Here is a 20911-nt window from a genome sequence, read left to right as displayed (position 1 = left end):
TCTACTTGTTTTGATTATGATTGCTTTCACCTTTTTGTCACAATGGCAGGTTATAATATAGCTCTTTTAGCTTCGCATCTTTTATCTATATTTTTTGTTTAACAGATCAATATTCTATAACATAAAAGCATTCATATATAGATATTACAATCAAGACATTAAGGATATCATTATGGGCAGTTTTTCCATTACACATTGGCTGATATTATTGGTGGTAGTGGTGGTCGTATTTGGCACCTCAAAACTTAGAAATGCGGGCAAGGATTTGGGCGGTGCCGTCAAAGGCTTTAAAGAAGCGGTCAAAGATGAGAATACAGAGCATGCCAAAAAGCATGCAGTTCTCGACCATGATGGCAATGCACACCCAACAGATCACGCGGCAACCAGTAAGGTGCAGGATAGCGATATCAATACTGCACCTGTTGACGATAAGCACCATTGATAATACCAAGTATAGTGCTGGGTATGATACTGCTGGCATCTAGATAGTGATAATCAACCATTATGTTTGATATTGGGTTTTCTGAATTACTCCTCTTTGGCGTCATTGCCTTAATTGTCTTGGGCCCAGAAAAACTGCCACAAGCAGCACGCACTGCTGGGCAATGGTATGCCAAAATTCGCCGTACAGTCTCTACCCTACAGTCTGAAATAGAGGCTGAGCTAGACCTAGCTGAAACACGGCAACAAATGCAAAAAGAGCTGGCTAAAATCCGTGAAACTGAGGCAGAAATGCGGCGTGAGATGGCAGAAATGCGTGGCAGTATGCAGGAGTTTGAGTCTTCACAAAACCAGACTCTGAAAGCCACGCATGACCTAGACTCTGACCATCGCAATAATAAAACAAGCAATAATCAGCAAGATAATAGTGATCAAAAAAACACGCCACCTGTCACACCAAAGGCATTTGACTACGCCTACGAGCAGGACGAAAAATCAGCAGATTCTGAGCAATTATTGAAACACGGTACTGGCGACGAAACCTCAAAAACTGCCTCTAGTGATAATATTCAACAAATTACTCAACCAACTGCTCAAATCATCACTACTAAGCCATGGGAAAATATGTGGTTCCGTCTGGGCGCTTATGATAAAGCGCGTCGTTTGCCGCAGCCGCCCTATTTACCGAATTACAAAGCGGATAGATTATTAAACAGTCATTTAGATCCTTCTTTAAAAACACAGGCTTCTGTCAATAAGCAGGAGACTGATTGATGAATTTATTTAAGCGCAAAAAAAGTCGTCAAGAAAAAATTGCAGATGCAGATTTAGAAAAAACAACTGAGACAGCCAGTAACGAGAAATCTGATGATATATTAAGTTCATTGGCTGATATGCCCATCACTGAGCACCTGATTGAGCTACGCTCGCATCTGATCAAAATATGCGTGGCAGTGTTGGTCATATTTTTAGCCTTGGCTGGATTCTCACGCGAGCTCTATAATTTCTTATCCGATCCATTGGTCGCGCAGCTACCCGCCAATTCGACGATGATTGCCACAGATATCACCTCTAACTTTATGGCACCAATACGCCTGACTGTCTTTGTCGCCGCCTTCTTTGCCATGCCTTATATTTTGTACCAAATTTGGTCTTTTGTCGCACCCGGGTTATATAAAAAAGAGAAAAAAATCGCTATCCCTGTGCTGATGTCCTCTATCTTTTTGTTTTATGCGGGCGTGGCTTTTTCTTACTTTATCGTGCTGAAAGGCGTCTTAAAATTCTTTATCATGTTCGCCCCGCAGAACGTTTTGCCAATGACGGATATCGATAGCTATTTAAGTTTTGCGCTTAAGCTATTTATGGTGTTTGGCCTGACTTTTGAGATTCCTGTCGTCACCTTACTATTGATATTGGTGGGGATTGTCTCCATTCAGACTCTAGAAGATAAACGTCGTTATATTATCGTTGGTTGTTTTGCCGTGTCTGCAGTCGTCACACCACCCGATGGCGTGTCGATGTTGTTACTAGCCATCCCTATGTGGTTATTGTTTGAGCTGGGCCTGTTATTAGCAAAAATCTTAATCAAAGAAAAGTCTAGTCCTGATTTGGCAGCCGTAGATAAAGAGTAAAAAAACTATATTCTCTATGTTTTGACGCATCAATAAATGCTAATCTTTTTATTAGCATTTATTTTTGACTTTCCTCTATCTCATTTATTAGCTTAGTATCATCAGTTCAAAACAAAATGGATACATGACTAGTTAAGTGCGACTGGTATAAATTTTTCTTGCTTGCTGCTATCACAGAGGCTACGAAAAATTCATCCCAGTCGCACTGTATCTGTTTTAAAGTAAATTCACTATAGTTATTAGCCTTACTAAGCGTCATCATTGTTCGCCAGCCATTGCTTATCCAGTGGCTTTTTTTACCCCCATCGTTTTTACTCACTTTTAGTCTTTTAGGTAGCTTTATTATGTCCGCATCTATGCCAGCTTATATGAGCGATCCCACTGATGAGCAGCTGAGCGCGCTTAATATGGCGATGGATCACAAATCATTTAAAGTGGTCGCTTATGCGGGTGCCGGTAAAACTACGACGCTAAAACTAATCGGTGAGCGCTTACGTGGACGCGGCTTATATTTAGCCTTTAACAAAACAATTGCCAATGACGCTCGTTCAAAGTTTCCATCCCATGTGGAATGTCGCACCTTTCATTCGCTTGCTTATCGGCATGTCGCGCGTGATATCACGGCAAAACTATCCTTGCCACGCTTTTCACCCAAGCGTCTTGGTGATGACTTGGGATTGCAACCGGTACAAGTACGTCGGCAAATGGATGGCATTAATAAATACATTACGCTCACGCCTGCGAGATTAGCTCGATTCGTTAGTGACGCAGTCAGCAACTTTTGTAGTACGCATGCCAGCTATCCGGCACCAAGGCATATATTGTTTCCGAGTTGGCTCGATGATTCTGATGCAGAGCAATTACGTGAGATGCTCTACCCTGCCGTAGAGCAACGCTGGCTACAATCGATTGATGCACGTCACCCCGCTGGTATCGGGCATGACATTTATCTCAAACTTTGGGCGCTATCTAAGCCAAGTATCCCTGCGGACTTTATATTATTTGATGAAGCGCAAGATGCTGACCCATTGATGATGGGAATTCTGACGCAGCAACCACGGCAAGTCATTTATGTCGGCGATGCGCACCAGCAGATTTATGAGTGGCGCGGCGCGGTCAATGCAATGAAAAAGCTGCCATTGCCGCAAACCTTATTGACGCAGTCGTTTCGTTTCGGTGAGCCGATTGCTGAGGTTGCCAACACTTTGCTCAAAGCATTGCAAGAAGAGGTACCGTTAAAAGGCAATCCTAACAAGCAGTCTTCTACTGAAAAAGGTATGGTTCATAGTAAAAAAGATGCCATTCTGTGCCGCACCAATGCCGCTGCGATGTCGCAATTATTGACCGGACTTAAGCTAGGACACCGCGTGGCATTGCAAGCCGATACCGAGCGTATGCTGAAATTCTGTCAGGCCGCCGAAAATTTAAAAAATGGCAAATCGGCGTATGGTGTGCCAGAGCTGGCATATTTCTATAACTGGTCTGATGTACAAGAATATGCTGAAACCAATGAAGGCAGCGATCTCAAAACTCTAGTCAAGTTGGTCGATGATCATGGCACCAATGTATTAAGCCAAGCAGTTAATAGTTTGACCAGCATCGAAAATGCCGACTATGTCATCTCTACCGCTCACAAAGCCAAAGGGCTTGAATGGGGAAAGGTACAATTAGACGATGATTTTTATTATGATGTCACCACCAATGCGGTCAGGATAAGCCCAGAAGAATTGCGTTTGCTCTACGTTGCTTGTACACGTGCGCAGAGTAATTTGGACATCCATAATATCAAAGACTTGATATCAGGATTACAGACAGGCAAAAAAGTGATTTTTGGCAATACTTAATCCCTCTTCGTAGTTGTCAATTTGAATTCTTAGTCTACCTTTCTTTATAACGACCTTTTAGCAGTGAATAACAAGCATGAATAATAGTCAGCAACTTCAAGCACGTCAAAACACCATCCGTCAGTTATTTGCCAATCCTGTCCGCCTCCTTGCGCCAATGGAAGGCCTAACAGATCCATTAATGCGACAAATCCTAACGCAGATTGCAGCAGATTTAGGTCGTCCCTATGATTGGTCAGTGAGCGAGTTTATCCGCGTGACCCAACACGTCTTGCCAGCGCATGTATTTTATAAATACGTTCCAGAGTTGCGTCATGATGCCAAGACCGCCTGCGGCACACCGATTCATATCCAGTTACTTGGTAGTGAAGCGCAACTCATGGCAGACAACGCGGCATATGCTGCCGAGCTTGGTGCACCTGCCATTGATATCAATTTTGGTTGCCCTGCTAAAACGGTAAACAGCCATCGCGGTGGTTCAGTATTATTGGATGAACCCGAAACCATGTATCAGATTATCAGTGCGGTGCGTCAAGCGGTACCTGCCGACATTCCAGTCTCAGCTAAGATACGTTTAGGCTATACCGATACCAGTCGCATGGATGATATTCGCGGCGCTATTAACGACAGTGGTGCTGATTGGCTGACCATTCATGCACGAACCAAAACCCAAGGATATAAGCCACCAGCCTATTGGGACAAGATTCAAAGCTTTAATGCGCTTGATATTCCCGTCATTGCCAATGGCGAAATATGGAATGCAGAGCATGCACAAAATTGTATGACGCAAGCAGGTACAGAGCATTTGATGTTGGGTCGCGGTGCAGTGACCCGTCCCGATTTGATTGCGCAGGTTGATGCCAATATCGATGATGCAGAAACGTTGACTGTTTTAGCATGGGAAGATTTAATTGCACATCAGATAAAATTCTTGGAAGGTCAGGCTAAAACTGAAGTGATATTGGTTGGTCGTTACAAGCAGTGGCTCGCGATGCTCACCAAAGGTTATAGCGAGGCAAAAATATTATGGGACAGTATCAAACGAGAAAAAAATAAAGCAGTTATCATTAGTGCACTACGAATGAGTGTACGATAATCATAACTGCCTCTCTCTCAAACTGGCACCTTAACGAAACAAATAACGCTAAACACTCACTCGAATAGCTAGATAGAATAGCATCAAAGAACAAGCCATCGATAACGCCCAAAGGATAGAACGAAACATCGCCAAATTAGTAATATAAGCCACGCAAAAACCGATACGAATCAACACATATAGCCAAGCCAATACATTGATAATCGATTGCGGTACAAAAAATAGCATCGCTGTTATTACTGCGGCCAAAAATATAGGCAAAGTCTCATAGCTGTTCTGCTGTGCAGCATTAGCTCGTGCTGCAACCCCTGTCGCATGCTGAAAAAAATCACGTGGATGCGCATTATTTCTGAACTTAAAGCCGCCAGATGCTTTTGCAACTATTGATACCACCCATGGCAATAAGCTTGCTACCACCATCGCCCAGATCGCTGACGCTGCTGTATCAGGGATTAACCCAAAAAATACATTCATTATTCTATTTGCCCCTACCCTGCAATCACTTCAAAATCGTGGGTAATATTCACCCCACCTTGTACCAACATTCTACTGGCGGAGCAGTATTTTTCTGCTGATAAATGAATGGCCTTCTCAACCTGTTTGTCTTTGATATCTTGCCCTGTCACAACAAAGTGCATGTGGATATCGGTATATACTGCTGGTACAGTTTCGGCACGCTGCGCGGTCAAATCACAACGCACGTCTGTCACCTCTTGGCGTGACTTTTGTAAAATCGCTACCACATCGTAGCTCGCACAGCCACCCAGCCCTAGTAAGATCAGCTCCATCGGGCTTGAACCTTTTTCTTTATCAGCATCTATTTGTACATTATGTCCTGATGGTGACACGCCCATAAAGGCTTTGTTCTCTTGCCATGTGACGCTTGCTTTTGACTCTGACATTGTAGATATTCCTTATTTTAATTGACGTATTGCCTATTTTTTATTGTTTGAAAGATATGCCGCTTGGCTAGTGTAGCATAAGCCAAAGCGAGATTTTATACAGCCATTGTCTTAGGATACGCCCTACATTCGATCGATAATGATCTAAATGAATTCAAAGTGAGAACATGCCCTAGATTATTTTTGTGAGATTATCGCCATGAGCGCTCGGTGAGTCTGTTTTCGAGGGTGCACTTTCGCTAGCCAGACTTTCAGCCTCATACTGAACACAGTTTTTTTACTGTGACCTAAGTTTGTCTTCATAATGCCTAAAATAAGCTTACAAAAATCCATTTCTAACTAACTGATTTTAAAGGATTAAACTCGTGAAACATTTTATAGCAAAATACTGTTACACATTTTGCTTGTTTCTTGGTTTAATAACGGTAATGAATCTTATTTTTGCCTGATATCGATAACAGTCACCCTATAATAATTATGATTGCTGTCACGGTGTTATGTGGGAATAAGCTATTTTTAGACATATTAAAAGGTTTAGTCATGATAGATGCAGACGGCTTTCGCGCCAATGTCGGTATCATCTTGGCAAATACACAAGGGCAAGTTCTGTGGGCAAAACGCATTGGTCACAACGCTTGGCAATTTCCGCAGGGCGGCATCGACCGTGGAGAGACGCCGATGGATGCGATGTATCGCGAACTCTGGGAAGAGGTCGGTTTACATCCGCGTCATGTGGACTTATTGGCAGTCACGCAAGACTGGTTGCGCTATCGTCTGCCAAAACGCTATGTCCGTCACGGACAGCACCCTTTATGTATTGGGCAAAAACAAAAGTGGTTTTTGCTGCGCTTAGATGAGCCAAATACTCAACACATCCGCTTTGATGAGGGAAAACCGGAATTTGACCATTGGCAATGGGTCAGCTACTGGTATCCACTCGGACAAGTGATTCACTTTAAACGCGGAGTATATCGTCGCGCCTTGCAAGAACTGGCACGCGAACTACCACTTAGACAAGAGCTTATTATTCCTGAGCAAGACAATCACTTGTTAATGGAGTAAATAGATAGTTTAATACAAAACACATGCTCACATTGATATCTAAAAAACGTAGATATTAATGTGGGCATTTTTATTTGGGATTTGCAGGATGATTGCATTTATGGCTGATAAGTTCAGCAAGGATTTGTTTGTCTGATGCCCTATTTTGGCGTAAGGTTAAAATACTTTGAGTCCGTGTTCCGTAAGTGGGTTTGCTGGTTTCAGCATTGCCAAAAGCAACTGGTTCAATATAAACAGACGACAAGGTCTGCTCAATCTCAGTGCTCATACCCGTCTCTGGTAGTTGGTCCACCGGTGCTTTCGTATTATCTGACAATACATTAAAAGCAGCCTCTTGCCAGTACTTAGGCGAGCTGTCCTCAGCAATCAAGGGTAGCACTTCTTGCCGCAGCCTGCCACGTAGACGCTCGGTTTTAAACCAACTGTCCTCTGGCTGACCATTAGAGATGACATGAAGTCCTGCATGTAATGGCGTGGGTGCATGACCGCGATTATTAACGATGACGGCTTGTGCCGTATCACCAATAATAAGATTGAACCCAGCATAATCTTGCAGATTAATACTTCGGGCAAAATCCATCGGGCTTAAATCTCCTGTTAAAAACTCTGTCACGAGCGCACCACGTGAGCGCTCATTACTGCTTGCCTGCACACCATCACGAAAGTTCAATACCGCAGCCCAACGTCCATTCTGCTCATGATATTCTGGATTTTGTGCATGTGTTTCTTGCTGATGAATGCCTAGCCATGTACCACCGCTTTGCTTATCACGGCCAGCATAAATAGGCTGATCAGACCATTGATGTAGTGGCTCAGTTGGACGCTGCAAAAACTCATCACGATTAGACAATAATACCAATGGCAACTCATCAAATAACTGCCAAGCAATGGCGACGATACACATAGCATTCCTTTTATAATAATTTTCTGTTGTACAAGTACTTGTTAGCAAAGGTAAAAGACGTCGTTTAAGGTTTTATTTGCTAATCAGGTCTCATCAGCCGTTATTTCTGATTTTTGTCACTCAAAAACGGTGGCGTTGATAAATATAGATGCATGATGATTCCTCAGAAATTAATGCGATTTTTTCATCTTATCGGTTTTTTTATCGCTTTGCTATTCATTCAATCATCCATTCACTCATCATAGTATTCGCAAGGGACGAATTTTGCTATTATAGTCAGCACTTTATTATCAATATTATGATGCCCTTATGATGATTCATCCTCAGTACGATCCTGTAGCATTAGCAATTGGACCCGTCGAAGTCCATTGGTATGGGCTGATGTATTTACTGGCATTTGCCGCCGCTTTCGGTCTGGCATGGTATCGCAGCAGCAAACGCGATAATTGGACCACTGATATGGTCTCTGACTTAGTATTTTTTGGTGCACTCGGTGTGATTTTGGGTGGCCGTGTCGGCTATGTCTTGTTCTATCAGTTTGGTGAATTGCTACAAAACCCAGCATATCTCTTCAAAGTCTGGGAAGGCGGTATGTCATTCCATGGCGGCTTGATCGGCGTCATGCTTGGTATGCTATATTTTGCTCGTAAGTATAAAAAGACACCATTCCAAGTACTAGATTTTGTCGTGCCATGCGTACCGACGGGCCTATTGTTTGGCCGCATTGGTAACTACATCAATGGTGAGCTGTGGGGGCGTGTCTCTGATGGCGGCTATAATTGGTTGACGTACTTCCCGCAAGCCGCTTCTTTCGATATGCAGCAGTTACAGACCAATCCTGAGCTGCAAGAGCTAATGACCGAAGTCAATGGTCAGTATCTATTACCTCGTCATCCTTCACAGCTATATGAAGCGCTTGCTGAAGGTCTATTGCTGTTCTTATTCTTATGGTGGTATTCATCGAAACCCCGCCCTCGTATGGCAGCGACCGGTATTTTCATGTTGGGTTATGGCTTTAGCCGTTTCATTATTGAATTCTTTCGTCAGCCAGACATCGACCAAGGATTCATCCTATTAGGCTGGATGACCAAAGGGCAAATACTAAGCGCACCGATGATAATCATTGGCTTTGTCTTGTTAATTTATGCCTACAAACGCGGCATCTATGACTGGGGTAAGCAAGCTGCTTATTAAGCAGTATTTTTAGTCGAGTATCGGTTTTGACAATGCATTTTAATAATGCAAAAGAGTATTTTTATGATCAATAACAATAACGAGCAGGGCTATTTAGACTTGCTCAAACACGTTTTGACCACAGGCACTGAAAAAGGCGATCGTACTGGCACTGGTACGCTCAGTCACTTTGGCGCACAGCTACGTTTTGACTTGGCGTCAGGGTTTCCGCTATTGACCACCAAAAAAGTCCATTTTAAATCCATCGCTTATGAGCTATTTTGGTTTTTAAGTGGTAGTACTCACGTCGATTACCTGCAAGCCAATGGCGTACGCATTTGGAATGAATGGGCTACTGCAGAGCAGACGGCTCGTTTTAATCGTCCTGCTGGCGATTTGGGCCCTGTTTATGGCCATCAATGGCGCAATTATGGCGCTACCAAAGATGAAGACGGCAATTACCATGCTGATGGTGTCGATCAAATCACCCAGGTTATCGAGCAAATAAAAACCAATCCTAATTCACGCCGCTTGATCGTGTCTGGTTGGAACCCTGGCGAAGCAGATCAAGTCGCCTTACCGCCTTGTCATACCATATTTCAATTCTTCGTCGCGGACAATAAACTGTCATGCCAGCTCTATCAGCGCTCAGCAGATTTATTCCTAGGTGTGCCGTTTAACATTGCCAGCTATGCCCTGCTTACCCATATGGTCGCGCAAATTTGTGGTCTAGAAGTGGGTGAATTCATCTGGACAGGTGGTGACTGCCATATTTATCAAAACCACCGTGAGCAGGTTGAGTTACAGTTGACGCGTTCGCTATATACACTGCCAACGTTGACGCTTAACCCTGAGGTTAATGATATTTTTGCCTTTAATTATGACGATATTAGTGTTGAAGGTTATGAGTCGCATCCTGCTATCAAAGCAAAAGTTGCGGTATAGCATCTGTCTGATTGACTGATTCAAATAAGATTAGCATTGTAAAAGATAATAAAAAGGATACGTTATGAGTTATGCCCACACCGAAGTCGCCCAAATCGCTGCTATCAGTAGTAATCGCTGTATCGGTAAAGACAATGCGCTGCCGTGGCACATCTCAGCGGACTTGCAGCATTTCAAAAAGATGACAACCAAAGATAGTGATGGTGCTATTAAAGGTATCGTCATCATGGGGCGCAAGACCTTTGAATCAATGGGCAGCAAGCCTTTGCCAAATCGAGTAAGCTTTATCATCAGTACTCAGATGGATTATGCTGAACAAAAAGGCCTTGTCGGTAAGACCAATGCTTATGTCACGCATAACCTAGATGATGCTCTCACACAAGCAGCCAGTCTGGCGCATGGCGCACATTTGGATACGATTTGGGTGATTGGCGGTGAACGCGTGTTTAAAGAGGCGATGATGTATACCGATCGTATTGAGCTGACCCATGTAGATACCGAAATTGCTGATGGTGAGGCTTTTTATCCTGAATTGCCAAGTGAATTTGAAGTGGCAGAACAGTCTGAGCAGATGCACGATGAAAAGAGTACGTTAGATTTCAAATTTGTGACTTATAAAGTAAAAGCCTAACGTTGGTTGGTCTTCTATTCAACTTTAATAAGATATAATTTAAAAGGAGGAACCAAATATGGAAAATTAAAAAAGCCCAGCAAAATTAATTGCTGAGCTTAAAAAACTTTTAGATAAGATAACTGTGGAGCTAGACTCCGCTATTAGCATACTAATAAAGTTTATTTACCTTGCAGGGTTCATATATTTTATAGCAAATGCTAATAAGTGTCTATGTCTGGTCTCCATGGTTATGAATTCCTAATCATAATTATAGAGGTCACTAATGGCTATTCAATGCGGTTATCCTAAAGCTGTGCATGTTCGTTGGTATTTACGCTATCGATTTAATCGTTGGGAGCGCGTTTGCGAACACTGTCGTAGCTATCCAAACCAGCAGTTAAGTTTTAATTTTTAGCGATTAAATATTTCAATCTGCTAAACATTACTAACGTTAAAACGACAACAGATTTGGTTCTGTTGTCGTTTTTTTAATATATACAGCTACTCATGCAAAACCTTATAAACGGTTTTCGCTAATACCGGACCAATACCTTGCACTCCAGACAGCTCTTGCTGAGACGCACCAAGCAATTGCTGCATACCACCAAAGTGATTGAGCAGGTCACGACGGCGCTTTTCACCCAGCCCCGGTATGACTTCTAGTACTGACGATGAACGACGCTTATCGCGTTTTTTACGGTGAGCAGTGATTGCAAAACGATGCGCCTCATCGCGAATATGCATCAATAAATGCAGTGCTTTACTATCCATCGGTAGATCTAGCGGCTCGTGGTCAATAAAGTGCAATACTTCAAGCCCAGCCTTGCGCCCTTCCCCTTTTGCCACGCTAATGAGCAAAGTGTCACCCAGAATACCCAACTCAGTTAATACTTCTTTGGCAATACCAAGCTGACCTTTACCACCATCAATAAGCAACAAGTCAGGCAACGGCTGCTTCTTATAACGCCGTGTCAGCACTTGCTTCATTGCCGCATAGTCATCACCGCCTACGATGTCATGGATAGCATACTGACGATAATCACGTCGACGCGAGCCACCTTGGTCGAATACCACACAACTACCAATGGTCGCTTCACCCATCGTATGTGAGATATCAAAACACTCAATCCGATCAATGGTGCGCTCAGTGACATCGGCCAATACATCTTTCAATGCACCAAAGCGTGCATGCAATTCTAAATAATCGCCCAGCTTGGTTTTTAGCGCGTTATTAGTGTTCAGTTTTGCCAAATCCAGCCACTCTGCACGATGTTCACGTACGTTAGTTTTGATGACGACTTTGCTACCAAAGTGCGTGGCTAAAGCTTCGCTCACCGCCACCTGATCAGGTAGCTCATGAGTTAGCATAATTTCTGCTGGCAAGTCATCGGTTACTTGAAAATAGAAAGAAGTAATAAAAGCAGATAAATTATCCGCGAGCGATTCGCTGCTGTCGACATCAGGAAAATAGTTCTTACCACCCAGTACGCGCCCGCCACGGACAGTCAGTACGTTGACACACGTCATGCCTGCCTGACTGGCAATGGCAATCACATCGGCCTCACCTTGTACGGTATAGACAGCTTGCTTGGCTTGCACTTCACGCAGCATAGAGAGCTGATCCCGATAAAAGACCGCTTTTTCAAAATCTAATTCTTCAGCTGATTCTTCCATTTTTTCAATCAGCGTGGTGTGAATATCACTAGAGTCGCCTTTTAAAAAGCGAATCGTATTGTTGACGTCCTCTGCATACTCTTCTGCTGATACCAGACCCACGCAAGGCGCACGGCAGCGTTTAATTTGATACTCAAGACATGGGCGCTTACGTTGCTTGAAGAAAGTATTGGTACATTGACGCATTTGAAACATTTTTTGCATCAGCACCAGTGTCTCTTTTGCCGCATGCGCGGAAGGAAAAGGACCGAAAAAGCGACCTTTTTGATGATTACCTTTACCACGACCATAAGCCAATCTTGGATAGGGCTTATCTGCTGAAATAAACACATAAAGATAAGATTTATCATCACGCAGTAGCACGTTATAAGGTGGACGATATTCTTTAATCAGATTTTGCTCGAGCAATAGTGCTTCTGTCTCACTACGTGTGATGATGGTCTCAATATTATGAATTCGCGCCACTAATGCTCGTGTCTTTGGATGATCGATCGTCTTTGCAAAGTAGCTGTTTACGCGGCTTTTCAGTGATTTAGCCTTGCCAACGTATAAGATATCACCGTTTTTCCCCAGCATTTTATACACGCCTGGCAAATTTGGTAGGCGCTGAATTAAATGCTTAAGACGGGCTTTTTTATCATCGATAGGACTCGATTCTGAGACATTAACCATAGAATTCATTGCTCTTAAAAGTCTTATAATACTGCTAGTTATGGGGCGGGAGTCATTGTTTTACAAGCCAATTATTATCATAGTATCACCCATAAAAAAGCCAGCTTTCGCTGACTTAGTTTGTTCTATTATCGTTTATTCAGCAACATACTACTAATGACGGAAGTTAGCCATCAATGCTGGGATGCCTGGCAACATACCAACGATAGCCATTACGCCTGTCAGTACCACAAACATAATACCCGGTATGATCCAGCGGCTCATTTTAGTCAAATTGGCGCTACGTTCTTTAGAACCAATCAAGCCCAAGTTATCAAGTAATAACGTGAGTGACCAACCAAATGCAGGATTTACCAATGCAGAGGCAAACACCACAATCGCAGCAGATTGCGTGGTTTTTCCTTCGCGAGTCATTTCCATACCAGCTTCAAGCAGTGGGATAAACACCCCAACGATCAATGCCACACACATCACTGGCTGCCAGATAGCCAAATCCATTGGATAGCCCCAAACCCCTGCGATAATACAGAACAATGCCGTCAATAAGGCACCGGCAGGAATCGGACGTTTGGCAATCGCTGCTGGGACAATATAGGTGCCCCACGATGATGCAAAGTTAGCACCGCCCAATACAGAGCCGACGACCTGACGAAATGAGGCACTGGTCATGGTGTCATCGATATCCATGAGTACCTTTTCAGTACGTTTAGGATAGCTGATTTTTTGAAAGACCTGATGGCCTAAAAAATCTGGTGACCACATAGCAACTGCCAAAATAGCAAATGGCAGTACAATAATAAAGCTCTCAACTGTCGGTAATCCTAGCATCCAACCAGTATTTTCACCCCACCAATACATCGGGTTCATATTCGGCAAGCCTGGTGCAGTTTTGAACTCAAAGGGTGCGCCCAATGCAAAAGCAAGACCACCACCTAAGACACAGCTTAGCGGTACAGCGAGCCAGCGTTTTTGCCAGTGCTCAAGTAATGCATATAACAGGATAGTTGCCAAAATAATAAAAAAGGCAATATGCGACATGCCGATACTCTCTGACCATGCAAAGAGGTTTTTGACCTGTGAGGTGGTCCCGATAAACCCTAAGTAAATCAAGAGGCCACCGCACACCCCTTTACTGGTCAAGTTTGCCAGCAAACTTCCCCCTTTACTGATTGCCAATAGCAAGCCAAAAGCACCAATGAGCAGACCAAACGCCATTGGGTGGCCACCAGCAGCTACAACAATAGGAATAAGTGGAATAAGGGGACCGTGAGTACCTGCGAGGTTGGCTGTAGGCAGCAGAAAGCCTGAAAATAAGATAATAAAAAATGAAACGATCAATAGCTCATAACGAACGTTTTCTAAAACAAACGCATCGCCCAAACCAAGTGGACCTGCAAATGTGGCAGCAATCGCACCTACCATAACCACTTTGCCAATCGTCGCGGCCATTGCAGGAATAGTGTCTTCATATTCAAAGCGATAATCACGAAACGGTAGGTTGGCACGCCAGCGTTTGGGCTGCATGATTTGCAATTCATGATTCAGATAATCATCACGACTATCAAAGCTTGAACTTGGCTTGTGCAAATCGACATAGCTACCTGATGACTCTGTGTCGTAATCTGACGGGTTTGACGGCTGTTGATTAGACCCTGGAGAAGGGATCTGAGTGTTACTCATCACATTTCCTTGTGTCGACTGAGGCTTTGGTTAACTGATAATTTAATAGTGAAAATTTATGTGACTAAAGCGTTCATTAAAAATTGCAAGCCATTGTATGACATGAGAACTTGAAATGCGAACTTAGAACCATTTAAAGATACTGTATATCTCATTATAATATATAAATTAAAGTTTCTATTTAGCACGATATTGAACTTAATAGGAAACCCTGAGGAAAAAACACATCCAATATAGGCTTTAAATTAATGTAAATGACTTTTTTCTTAACAATCATCTATATTTGGACATTAGTTATCACATAAATAAATACTAAAGATAATTACACTAAATAGTTTATGGTAACTTTAAAGTAACCATAGAAAATCCATGTCAGTTACGCTTTAAGGCTAGCGGTCTTGGTGTTTTTTACTTATGATAAATACCCCCTAATGATTATGCTCAATACAAATATCTTTCAAATAATCAGCTGTATTAAAACAAATAGAAAAACTCAGAAGCAATAACAGGATAAGTTCATGCGTTTACTACCATCCAATTTTGAGACATTAAAACGTCGGGCTAAACAAAGCATCATGCCATTACTGACACCACATTTACTTAAGCTACGCATCAATACCTATGCACCTTATGTCGGTGCAGGTATCAAAATCGATCATATCAATCTAGATCAAGGTCTGTGCGTCGTCAGTATGGGACTTAATGCTTTGAACAAAAATATCGTCGGCACTCAGTTTGGTGGTAGTTTATATTCGATGGTTGATCCATTTTATATGATTATGCTCATGCATCAATTGGGCAGTAGCTACGTGGTGTGGGACAAAAGCTCACATATCGACTTTGTCGCGCCAGGTAACAGTAAAGTGATCACTCGGATGAAAATCCCCAGTGCTGAAATCATCACTATTCAAGAACTGGCCAAAGATGGTGATGCGGTCTTTCGTGAATATCAGGCCGATATCTTTGATGATCAGCAAAAACTGATCGCCACTGTCACCAAAACTATCTACATCCGACTGCGTAAGTACAGCAAATCTAAAGACCAAAGTAGTAGTATAGATAATTTTGATGATGAAGGTTAAAGCGTACTGAACATGTCATTTTCAATTCAAATTTAAAACCACACATACAAAAACCCCAACCTAGCTTTCGCATAGATTGGGGTTCCGTCTTTTTTGGTATGGCCCGCTTATTTATAAATAAACCTATGAATAAGGGCTTGTATCTACTCTCGCCTTACCTATCATCGACCATATAATCATACGGCTAAATAGGCATGGCAAACTTGTGCTTAAATACCAGGTGCAGTATCAACTGCATCAGGTACGCCAGCGCTAGTTTTTTTCTTAGCAACTGGACGAGCACCAAGTTTTTCGCGGATACGGGCTGATTTACCAGAGCGTTCACGTAAGTAGTATAGTTTCGCACGACGAACCGCACCACGGCGTTTCACTTCGATGCTTTCAATGATTGGTGAATGCAGTTGGAATGCACGCTCAACACCGATACCGCTTGAGATTTTACGAACGGTAAATGCTGAGTTTAGACCGCGGTTACGCTTAGCAATTACAACGCCTTCAAAAGCCTGTAAACGCTCACGCTCACCTTCACGTACTTTTACTTGAACCACAACGGTATCGCCGGGTGCAAAGTTTGGGCGCTCAAGCAATTGAGCGTTTTCGATGACCTGAACCAATGGATGCTTGTTGCTCATGAGAGTTATCTCCTCACATTAGATAATAGAGGCTTAACGCATATCACCTGTTTGTAATAATTAATCGCATCTCTTTATAGTGAGACACAACGTAAATGGGTTATAACCAACGGCCACTATGCGATGACTCGTTTTATTAATGCTCAAAATTCTATTTCTTAACCGTTTATCAAATGTGAAAAAAAACAGATTTCAACAATCTATTTTTTATCTGCTTTTGCCAATGCTTTTAACCACTTCGCTTGCGCTACCGTCGGTGTGAACGCTTGCCATAAGTCTGGACGACGCGCTTGCGTGCGACTGACTTGCTGACTAAAGCGCCACTTAGCGATATTGGCATGGTGACCTGATAGTAATACTTCAGGAACAGCCATACCCGCAAAATCATGCGGTTTCGTATAATGTGGACAATCAAGCAAGCCATCGACGAACGAGTCTTGCTCAGCTGACTTGTCGTCACCCATGATATCTGGCAAACGACGTATCACACTATCCATCATCACCATTGCTGGCAGCTCGCCACCAGTCAACACATAATCACCCAGCGATACTTCCATATCGACATATTGCGCCAGTAAGCGCTCATCAATACCTTCGTAACGACCACATAATATAATCATGCCATCGTACTCAGTCATACTGACCACACTACTTTCGCTGAGCGTTTGTCCTTGTGGCGACATATAAATCACCGGACAATGCTCACTGTCGACACGGCAGCCATGTTGACTCGCTCGCAGGCGCGCATCCTCGATAGCTTTTGACAATGGCTCAGCCATCATCACCATCCCAGGACCGCCACCATAAGGGCGCTCATCAATACGGCGATAGTTATCAGTGGTATAATCACGTGGATTAATGCATTCAATCGTCACTTGCTCTTGAGTGACTGCTCGCCCCGTGATACCAAAATCACGAATCGTCGCAAACATCTCAGGAAAAATACTAATGACGGCAAAATACATCTGATGTCTACTTGCATTGTGGCTAAAACAATCGGTATGACTACCAATAACACTTGGCTAAAAAGCCAGATATTATATTAGTAATCACTTTGCCATGTAACCAGCACTGTTTTTTCGGCTATATTGACCTCTACAACAGTTTGCTTGTGCCATGGAATCAGGCGTTCTTCCTTATCTAAACTGTCTGAATTTGCCGTTACACGCATGATAGCGTGGGCGCCAGTTTCAAACATTTCAGTGATATTGCCTAAATATTCACCCTGCTCGTTCATCACGCGCAGACTGACCAAATCCGACCAATAATATTCGTCTTCAGCTGTTTCAGGCAGAATGTTTTGCTCGACCCAAACGGTAACACCGTTCATGGTCTCAGCAACATTACGATCAGGAACCTGCTCAAACTGAGCCACAATTCCTGTTCCTTGCTCACGCCATGCCTTTACAGTCAAAGGTTTCATGCCAGTGGCAGTTTTCATCCACCACGGCTTCATATCGAATATCGCTGTGCGATCATCCGTCTCACTGAATACCCAAAGCCAACCTTTGATGCCGTAAGGCTTTTTGAGCTGACCAATTTTCATAAGGGCACTAGCGTTTGGAACAGATGACATAGCAGCTAACCTAACAATGATTAAAACAGCAATTGAAAAAACAATTGTGTCAAAAGCGATAAACAGTTAATGGCGCACCCTGGTGAGACCAGTTACGCTATGTATTCTAAAGTCTACTGAGTGAGATCATAGTCAGACTATAAACGTCTCAGTAATAACCTAAACTTAAGCAGTTGCTTCAGTTTGAGCTACAGACTTGTTGTAAGCTTTTGCTAATGAAGCAACGCGATCTGAAGGTTGTGCACCTTTTGCGATCCACGCGTTGTACGCTTCCATGTTTAGGCGTACTGCTTCTTCAGACTCTTTAGCGAGTGGGTTAAAAAAGCCGATGTTTTCAATATAGCGACCGTCACGCGCGCGGCGTTGATCAGCAACAACTACTTGATAAAATGGGCGTTTCTTGGCACCGCCCCGTGCTAAACGAATAACAACCATGTGAATTCTCTCTTTCGCAGGTATACCAAAAAGGGCATAATTATAGCACAGTCTTATTTTATTGAAAACATAAACTGTGCTTATTTAATTATTTATTAACAATAGCTTAAATGCACCTATATGTAAATTAAAATTATGAATCGTCAACGATTATGCAGCCCCGTTCTTGTGCGCTTAATTCTATTAAATCGCTAAAACACTGTTAGGTGACTTTTCTATATTCTATTTAGAGCATGTCATCAATTAGCACCTTGATACATTTAGAGGTCTTAAAATGGCTAAATATAATTATGCAAATTTGAGCCATCAGCGTAGTTACTTGATTGTGCTACCCTACCGGCCTCTATAATGGTCTAATAAAAACAGTCTACAATAGACCTTAATACCCAATGTCGGCAACGTGCTTGATTGCTTAACGATAAAAAAATATTGAAGTTTGTGAAACACGACTTTATTTTATCACCCTATTATTTATCTACGCCTTGGACTCATATGATCATCCCAAACCCCAAACCACCTCGCAAAGGTTGGCTGCCACGCTCCTATTCGAACAGTTGGTTGACCACGTTGATGGTGTCCTTTATTGTCCTTATCAGTGTCGGCTTATCGATTGTGTTTTTTTGGCGCAGTCTGTATTTGCCAGAGCTGAAAAATCATGCGCGTTATCTGACCAGCGAGCTACGTTTGATGAATAGCGTCAATAGAGACTGGCAGGATAACCCTAAGGTACGGCAGTGGATATATCAACATTCGCACGTGGTGGTGGTCGACAATCCTAGTGACTTCCCACAAGTAGCAGATAAAGCGTTTGTGGGAGTTTTTACCGATGTATTGCAGTACGAAATCGGGGCACAGTTGGGTCGACCGGTTGAGGTCTATTTTAAATTCAAACCAACGCCGCAGCTTTGGGTACAAGACAGCCGTGACACCAGTTTTTGGATTCGTGAACCCGTGGTTTATTATTCTCAATATAGCCCAGGATTGTTAGTACTATTCCTCATTGGATTACCTATATTATCGCTGCTGACCATTATTTTATTAGCACGGCAATTGAATCGTCCACTGCGTTATTTACAGCGTGCGGCGACCAATTATATTCGCCTTGGTCACGCTACTACCTTGCCGACACGCAACGGCCCTACTGAAATTCGTCAAGTAAATATGGCGTTCAATCGTCTATTTACCACACTCAACCAAGCACAGAAAGAGCGCACGATTATGCTCGCCGGTATCTCGCACGATTTGCGCACGCCTTTGACTCGTATGCGCTTGACCGCAGAGATGCTACCGGATGATTTTTTTCGCGAGGGTTTGATTTATGATATTGAGGATATGGATGCGATTTTAGAACAGTTCATCTCATTTATGAAAGATGGCTCGGATGAACCAGTGCGCCTGACCAATTTAGACACCATATTTAATGAAATCATGGTGCAATTTGCGCCAATGAAATTTATTTATCAATCGGAATGTGACAAAGTAGTACCAGTGCGACCTCTCTCGATTAAGCGCTTGGTCATTAATCTGGTCAACAATGCCAATCGGTATGGCAAACCGCCTATTTATCTTTCAGCGACTGTCGTACCAACGTTCATAGAAACAACTGAAGTAGAAGACAGCGACGTGGTTTCTGAAAATGAAGTCAATAAAGAAGCTCAAGAGCAGCTGATGATATGTGTAAGGGACTGTGGTGATGGCGTAGCAGAAGATCAATTAGATCGCATCATGCAGCCTTTCGAACGCGGTGAGACAGCACGTACCACGCAAGGTAGTGGACTGGGTCTGGCGATTGTTGACCGTATTGCACGGTTACATCATGGTACGGTTGAGGCAATCAATCACCCTGAAGGCGGACTACAAGTGTGTGTGCGTATCCCTTTACTGTCCAAGGTAGCAGGAGAGCAAACATTAGCAGCTAATACAGATAAAACGTCGAGGGCAGATACTACCTTTAATAAAGACCTATAAAAAACTGACAAAAGACGATTTCATAATCGTCTTTAAAAGTTGGTGTGATAACTTAGGGCGTGTTGAACATTCGACCATGGCACTGACAGATACTATTTTTTAGACAGTTCGACGTTAAAAATAGTAAGTTTAGTCATTCTAAGCGTCTGTTTTTAACAATGAAGTGGCAAAAAATAGTCCTGTCTCCCTTTGTTGGTATTAGAGCTGATGTTAAAACTGCTCCATACTGCGTTGTAAACCTAGTTAAGGCTCTAGCATTACCGTCGTTTTACGCCTTGTCTGGAGCAGTTTTAGCGATCAGCAGTGCCTATTTTTCAATGTTCAACACGCCCTAACTGTCTCAATATTTAGGCAACAAAAATTATTCCCGTACGCCGATAATCGGTGGAATATACTCAGCACTATTAGTGAACGCTAGGGGCTGAGTAATTTCATCCTGCGCGGCTTTGAGCGTTTGAGTCGTGGTTGGCTGCTGTAGAAATAAATAATAACCCAGTGTCAACGCATTCAGTAGTACCAAACCACCAAATAAATACGGCATCCTCTGCCCTCCTCTATTTTACAACTTATAAAACCTGTTA

The 20911-nt window shown here is 42.9% G+C and carries 21 protein-coding genes; 11 read left to right on the top strand and 10 right to left on the bottom strand.

What is annotated here, in order from left to right:
- Window positions 1-172: 172 nt before the first annotated feature.
- The 5 genes from tatA to JMY08_RS02810 all read left to right on the top strand — a co-directional run bounded on the left by tatA (window position 173) and on the right by JMY08_RS02810 (window position 5012).
- On the top strand, window positions 173-442 hold the full coding sequence (gene tatA, locus JMY08_RS02830) for a Sec-independent protein translocase subunit TatA (protein ID WP_189586058.1): 270 nt from the start codon (window positions 173-175) through the stop codon (window positions 440-442).
- A 62-nt stretch (window positions 443-504) separates the two neighbouring features.
- On the top strand, window positions 505-1215 hold the full coding sequence (gene tatB, locus JMY08_RS02825) for a Sec-independent protein translocase protein TatB (RefSeq protein WP_201590079.1): 711 nt from the start codon (window positions 505-507) through the stop codon (window positions 1213-1215).
- Window positions 1215-2072 carry a twin-arginine translocase subunit TatC gene (gene tatC, locus JMY08_RS02820; protein WP_201590076.1) on the top strand — a complete coding sequence of 286 codons (858 nt, stop codon included), beginning with the start codon at window positions 1215-1217 and terminating at the stop codon, window positions 2070-2072. Before tatB ends, tatC begins: the two co-directional genes overlap by 1 nt.
- 344 nt (window positions 2073-2416) lie before the next feature.
- Window positions 2417-3916, top strand: coding sequence for a UvrD-helicase domain-containing protein (locus JMY08_RS02815; protein ID WP_201590059.1), 1500 nt, complete (start codon window positions 2417-2419; stop codon window positions 3914-3916).
- Between the two features lie 76 nt (window positions 3917-3992).
- Entirely contained in the window at window positions 3993-5012 is a 1020-nt protein-coding gene (locus JMY08_RS02810; protein ID WP_201590056.1) for a tRNA dihydrouridine synthase, read from the top strand.
- A 48-nt stretch (window positions 5013-5060) separates the two neighbouring features.
- On the opposite strand, the gene JMY08_RS02805 is transcribed toward JMY08_RS02810, so the two are convergent.
- Both JMY08_RS02805 and JMY08_RS02800 read right to left on the bottom strand, forming a co-directional pair.
- Window positions 5061-5486 carry an MAPEG family protein gene (locus JMY08_RS02805; protein WP_201590051.1) on the bottom strand — a complete coding sequence of 142 codons (426 nt, stop codon included), beginning with the start codon at window positions 5484-5486 and terminating at the stop codon, window positions 5061-5063.
- A 14-nt stretch (window positions 5487-5500) separates the two neighbouring features.
- The gene (locus JMY08_RS02800; protein ID WP_201590048.1) at window positions 5501-5914 is read right to left on the bottom strand and encodes an OsmC family protein; all 414 of its coding nucleotides are present in this window, start codon (window positions 5912-5914) and stop codon (window positions 5501-5503) included.
- A gap of 540 nt (window positions 5915-6454) precedes the next feature.
- Between JMY08_RS02800 and JMY08_RS02795 the strand changes: the two genes are divergently transcribed.
- Window positions 6455-6976, top strand: coding sequence for an RNA pyrophosphohydrolase (locus tag JMY08_RS02795; RefSeq protein ID WP_194620922.1), 522 nt, complete (start codon window positions 6455-6457; stop codon window positions 6974-6976).
- 70 nt (window positions 6977-7046) lie between these two features.
- Here the strand turns inward: JMY08_RS02795 and JMY08_RS02790 are convergent, their stop codons facing one another.
- Window positions 7047-7880 carry an NRDE family protein gene (locus JMY08_RS02790; protein ID WP_201590045.1) on the bottom strand — a complete coding sequence of 278 codons (834 nt, stop codon included), beginning with the start codon at window positions 7878-7880 and terminating at the stop codon, window positions 7047-7049.
- A gap of 309 nt (window positions 7881-8189) precedes the next feature.
- On the opposite strand from JMY08_RS02790, the gene lgt reads away from it, so the two are divergent.
- From lgt to JMY08_RS02775, 3 genes are all read left to right on the top strand, one after another.
- Window positions 8190-9074: a prolipoprotein diacylglyceryl transferase gene (lgt, locus tag JMY08_RS02785; RefSeq protein ID WP_010197913.1), complete on the top strand. Its 885-nt coding sequence runs from the start codon at window positions 8190-8192 to the stop codon at window positions 9072-9074.
- Between the two features lie 63 nt (window positions 9075-9137).
- A complete protein-coding gene (locus JMY08_RS02780) occupies window positions 9138-9998 on the top strand; it encodes a thymidylate synthase (protein ID WP_201590042.1) in 861 nt (286 codons plus the stop codon).
- A 64-nt stretch (window positions 9999-10062) separates the two neighbouring features.
- Window positions 10063-10629, top strand: coding sequence for a dihydrofolate reductase (locus tag JMY08_RS02775; protein ID WP_201590039.1), 567 nt, complete (start codon window positions 10063-10065; stop codon window positions 10627-10629).
- A gap of 483 nt (window positions 10630-11112) precedes the next feature.
- Here JMY08_RS02775 and uvrC read toward each other — a convergent pair whose 3' ends face one another.
- Both uvrC and JMY08_RS02765 read right to left on the bottom strand, forming a co-directional pair.
- A complete protein-coding gene (gene uvrC / locus JMY08_RS02770; protein WP_201590263.1) occupies window positions 11113-12957 on the bottom strand; it encodes an excinuclease ABC subunit UvrC in 1845 nt (614 codons plus the stop codon).
- Between the two features lie 153 nt (window positions 12958-13110).
- On the bottom strand, window positions 13111-14637 hold the full coding sequence (locus tag JMY08_RS02765) for a DUF3360 family protein (protein ID WP_201590036.1): 1527 nt from the start codon (window positions 14635-14637) through the stop codon (window positions 13111-13113).
- Window positions 14638-15155: 518 nt separating this feature from the next.
- Between JMY08_RS02765 and JMY08_RS02760 the strand changes: the two genes are divergently transcribed.
- Entirely contained in the window at window positions 15156-15719 is a 564-nt protein-coding gene (locus tag JMY08_RS02760) for a DUF4442 domain-containing protein (protein ID WP_201590033.1), read from the top strand.
- 209 nt (window positions 15720-15928) lie between these two features.
- On the opposite strand, the gene rplS is transcribed toward JMY08_RS02760, so the two are convergent.
- From rplS to rpsP, 4 genes are all read right to left on the bottom strand, one after another.
- On the bottom strand, window positions 15929-16351 hold the full coding sequence (gene rplS, locus JMY08_RS02755; RefSeq protein ID WP_010197927.1) for a 50S ribosomal protein L19: 423 nt from the start codon (window positions 16349-16351) through the stop codon (window positions 15929-15931).
- A gap of 200 nt (window positions 16352-16551) precedes the next feature.
- Window positions 16552-17316 carry a tRNA (guanosine(37)-N1)-methyltransferase TrmD gene (gene trmD / locus JMY08_RS02750; RefSeq protein ID WP_201590030.1) on the bottom strand — a complete coding sequence of 255 codons (765 nt, stop codon included), beginning with the start codon at window positions 17314-17316 and terminating at the stop codon, window positions 16552-16554.
- A gap of 77 nt (window positions 17317-17393) precedes the next feature.
- The gene (rimM, locus tag JMY08_RS02745; protein ID WP_010197930.1) at window positions 17394-17927 is read right to left on the bottom strand and encodes a ribosome maturation factor RimM; all 534 of its coding nucleotides are present in this window, start codon (window positions 17925-17927) and stop codon (window positions 17394-17396) included.
- Between the two features lie 165 nt (window positions 17928-18092).
- Window positions 18093-18362 (bottom strand): 30S ribosomal protein S16, encoded by a 270-nt coding sequence (gene rpsP / locus JMY08_RS02740; protein ID WP_010197931.1) that lies wholly within the window; start codon window positions 18360-18362, stop codon window positions 18093-18095.
- Between the two features lie 492 nt (window positions 18363-18854).
- Between rpsP and JMY08_RS02735 the strand changes: the two genes are divergently transcribed.
- Window positions 18855-20330, top strand: coding sequence for an ATP-binding protein (locus JMY08_RS02735; protein WP_201590017.1), 1476 nt, complete (start codon window positions 18855-18857; stop codon window positions 20328-20330).
- A 361-nt stretch (window positions 20331-20691) separates the two neighbouring features.
- On the opposite strand, the gene JMY08_RS02730 is transcribed toward JMY08_RS02735, so the two are convergent.
- A complete protein-coding gene (locus tag JMY08_RS02730) occupies window positions 20692-20871 on the bottom strand; it encodes a hypothetical protein (protein ID WP_026037138.1) in 180 nt (59 codons plus the stop codon).
- Between the last annotated feature and the right edge of the window lie 40 nt (window positions 20872-20911).

Origin of the sequence: Psychrobacter sp. Pi2-51, assembly GCF_904846665.1 — a bacterium.
GTDB classification, from domain to species: Bacteria; Pseudomonadota; Gammaproteobacteria; order Pseudomonadales; family Moraxellaceae; genus Psychrobacter; species Psychrobacter glaciei.
The sequence above is the reverse complement of the archived record's forward strand: the minus strand, read 5'-3'. Positions and strand labels throughout refer to the sequence as shown.

Bases quoted from the DNA above. Each gene is read 5' to 3' on its own strand.
- tatA (WP_189586058.1), top strand. From the start codon at position 173: ATGGGCAGTTTTTCCATTACACATTGGCTGATATTATTGGTGGTAGTG.
- tatB (WP_201590079.1), top strand. From the start codon at position 505: ATGTTTGATATTGGGTTTTCTGAATTACTCCTCTTTGGCGTCATTGCC.
- tatC (WP_201590076.1), top strand. From the start codon at position 1,215: ATGAATTTATTTAAGCGCAAAAAAAGTCGTCAAGAAAAAATTGCAGAT.
- JMY08_RS02815 (WP_201590059.1), top strand. From the start codon at position 2,417: ATGTCCGCATCTATGCCAGCTTATATGAGCGATCCCACTGATGAGCAG.
- JMY08_RS02810 (WP_201590056.1), top strand. From the start codon at position 3,993: ATGAATAATAGTCAGCAACTTCAAGCACGTCAAAACACCATCCGTCAG.
- JMY08_RS02805 (WP_201590051.1), bottom strand. From the start codon at position 5,486: ATGAATGTATTTTTTGGGTTAATCCCTGATACAGCAGCGTCAGCGATC.
- JMY08_RS02800 (WP_201590048.1), bottom strand. From the start codon at position 5,914: ATGTCAGAGTCAAAAGCAAGCGTCACATGGCAAGAGAACAAAGCCTTT.
- JMY08_RS02795 (WP_194620922.1), top strand. From the start codon at position 6,455: ATGATAGATGCAGACGGCTTTCGCGCCAATGTCGGTATCATCTTGGCA.
- JMY08_RS02790 (WP_201590045.1), bottom strand. From the start codon at position 7,880: ATGTGTATCGTCGCCATTGCTTGGCAGTTATTTGATGAGTTGCCATTG.
- lgt (WP_010197913.1), top strand. From the start codon at position 8,190: ATGATGATTCATCCTCAGTACGATCCTGTAGCATTAGCAATTGGACCC.
- JMY08_RS02780 (WP_201590042.1), top strand. From the start codon at position 9,138: ATGATCAATAACAATAACGAGCAGGGCTATTTAGACTTGCTCAAACAC.
- JMY08_RS02775 (WP_201590039.1), top strand. From the start codon at position 10,063: ATGAGTTATGCCCACACCGAAGTCGCCCAAATCGCTGCTATCAGTAGT.
- uvrC (WP_201590263.1), bottom strand. From the start codon at position 12,957: ATGGTTAATGTCTCAGAATCGAGTCCTATCGATGATAAAAAAGCCCGT.
- JMY08_RS02765 (WP_201590036.1), bottom strand. From the start codon at position 14,637: ATGAGTAACACTCAGATCCCTTCTCCAGGGTCTAATCAACAGCCGTCA.
- JMY08_RS02760 (WP_201590033.1), top strand. From the start codon at position 15,156: ATGCGTTTACTACCATCCAATTTTGAGACATTAAAACGTCGGGCTAAA.
- rplS (WP_010197927.1), bottom strand. From the start codon at position 16,351: ATGAGCAACAAGCATCCATTGGTTCAGGTCATCGAAAACGCTCAATTG.
- trmD (WP_201590030.1), bottom strand. From the start codon at position 17,316: ATGTATTTTGCCGTCATTAGTATTTTTCCTGAGATGTTTGCGACGATT.
- rimM (WP_010197930.1), bottom strand. From the start codon at position 17,927: ATGTCATCTGTTCCAAACGCTAGTGCCCTTATGAAAATTGGTCAGCTC.
- rpsP (WP_010197931.1), bottom strand. From the start codon at position 18,362: ATGGTTGTTATTCGTTTAGCACGGGGCGGTGCCAAGAAACGCCCATTT.
- JMY08_RS02735 (WP_201590017.1), top strand. From the start codon at position 18,855: ATGATCATCCCAAACCCCAAACCACCTCGCAAAGGTTGGCTGCCACGC.
- JMY08_RS02730 (WP_026037138.1), bottom strand. From the start codon at position 20,871: ATGCCGTATTTATTTGGTGGTTTGGTACTACTGAATGCGTTGACACTG.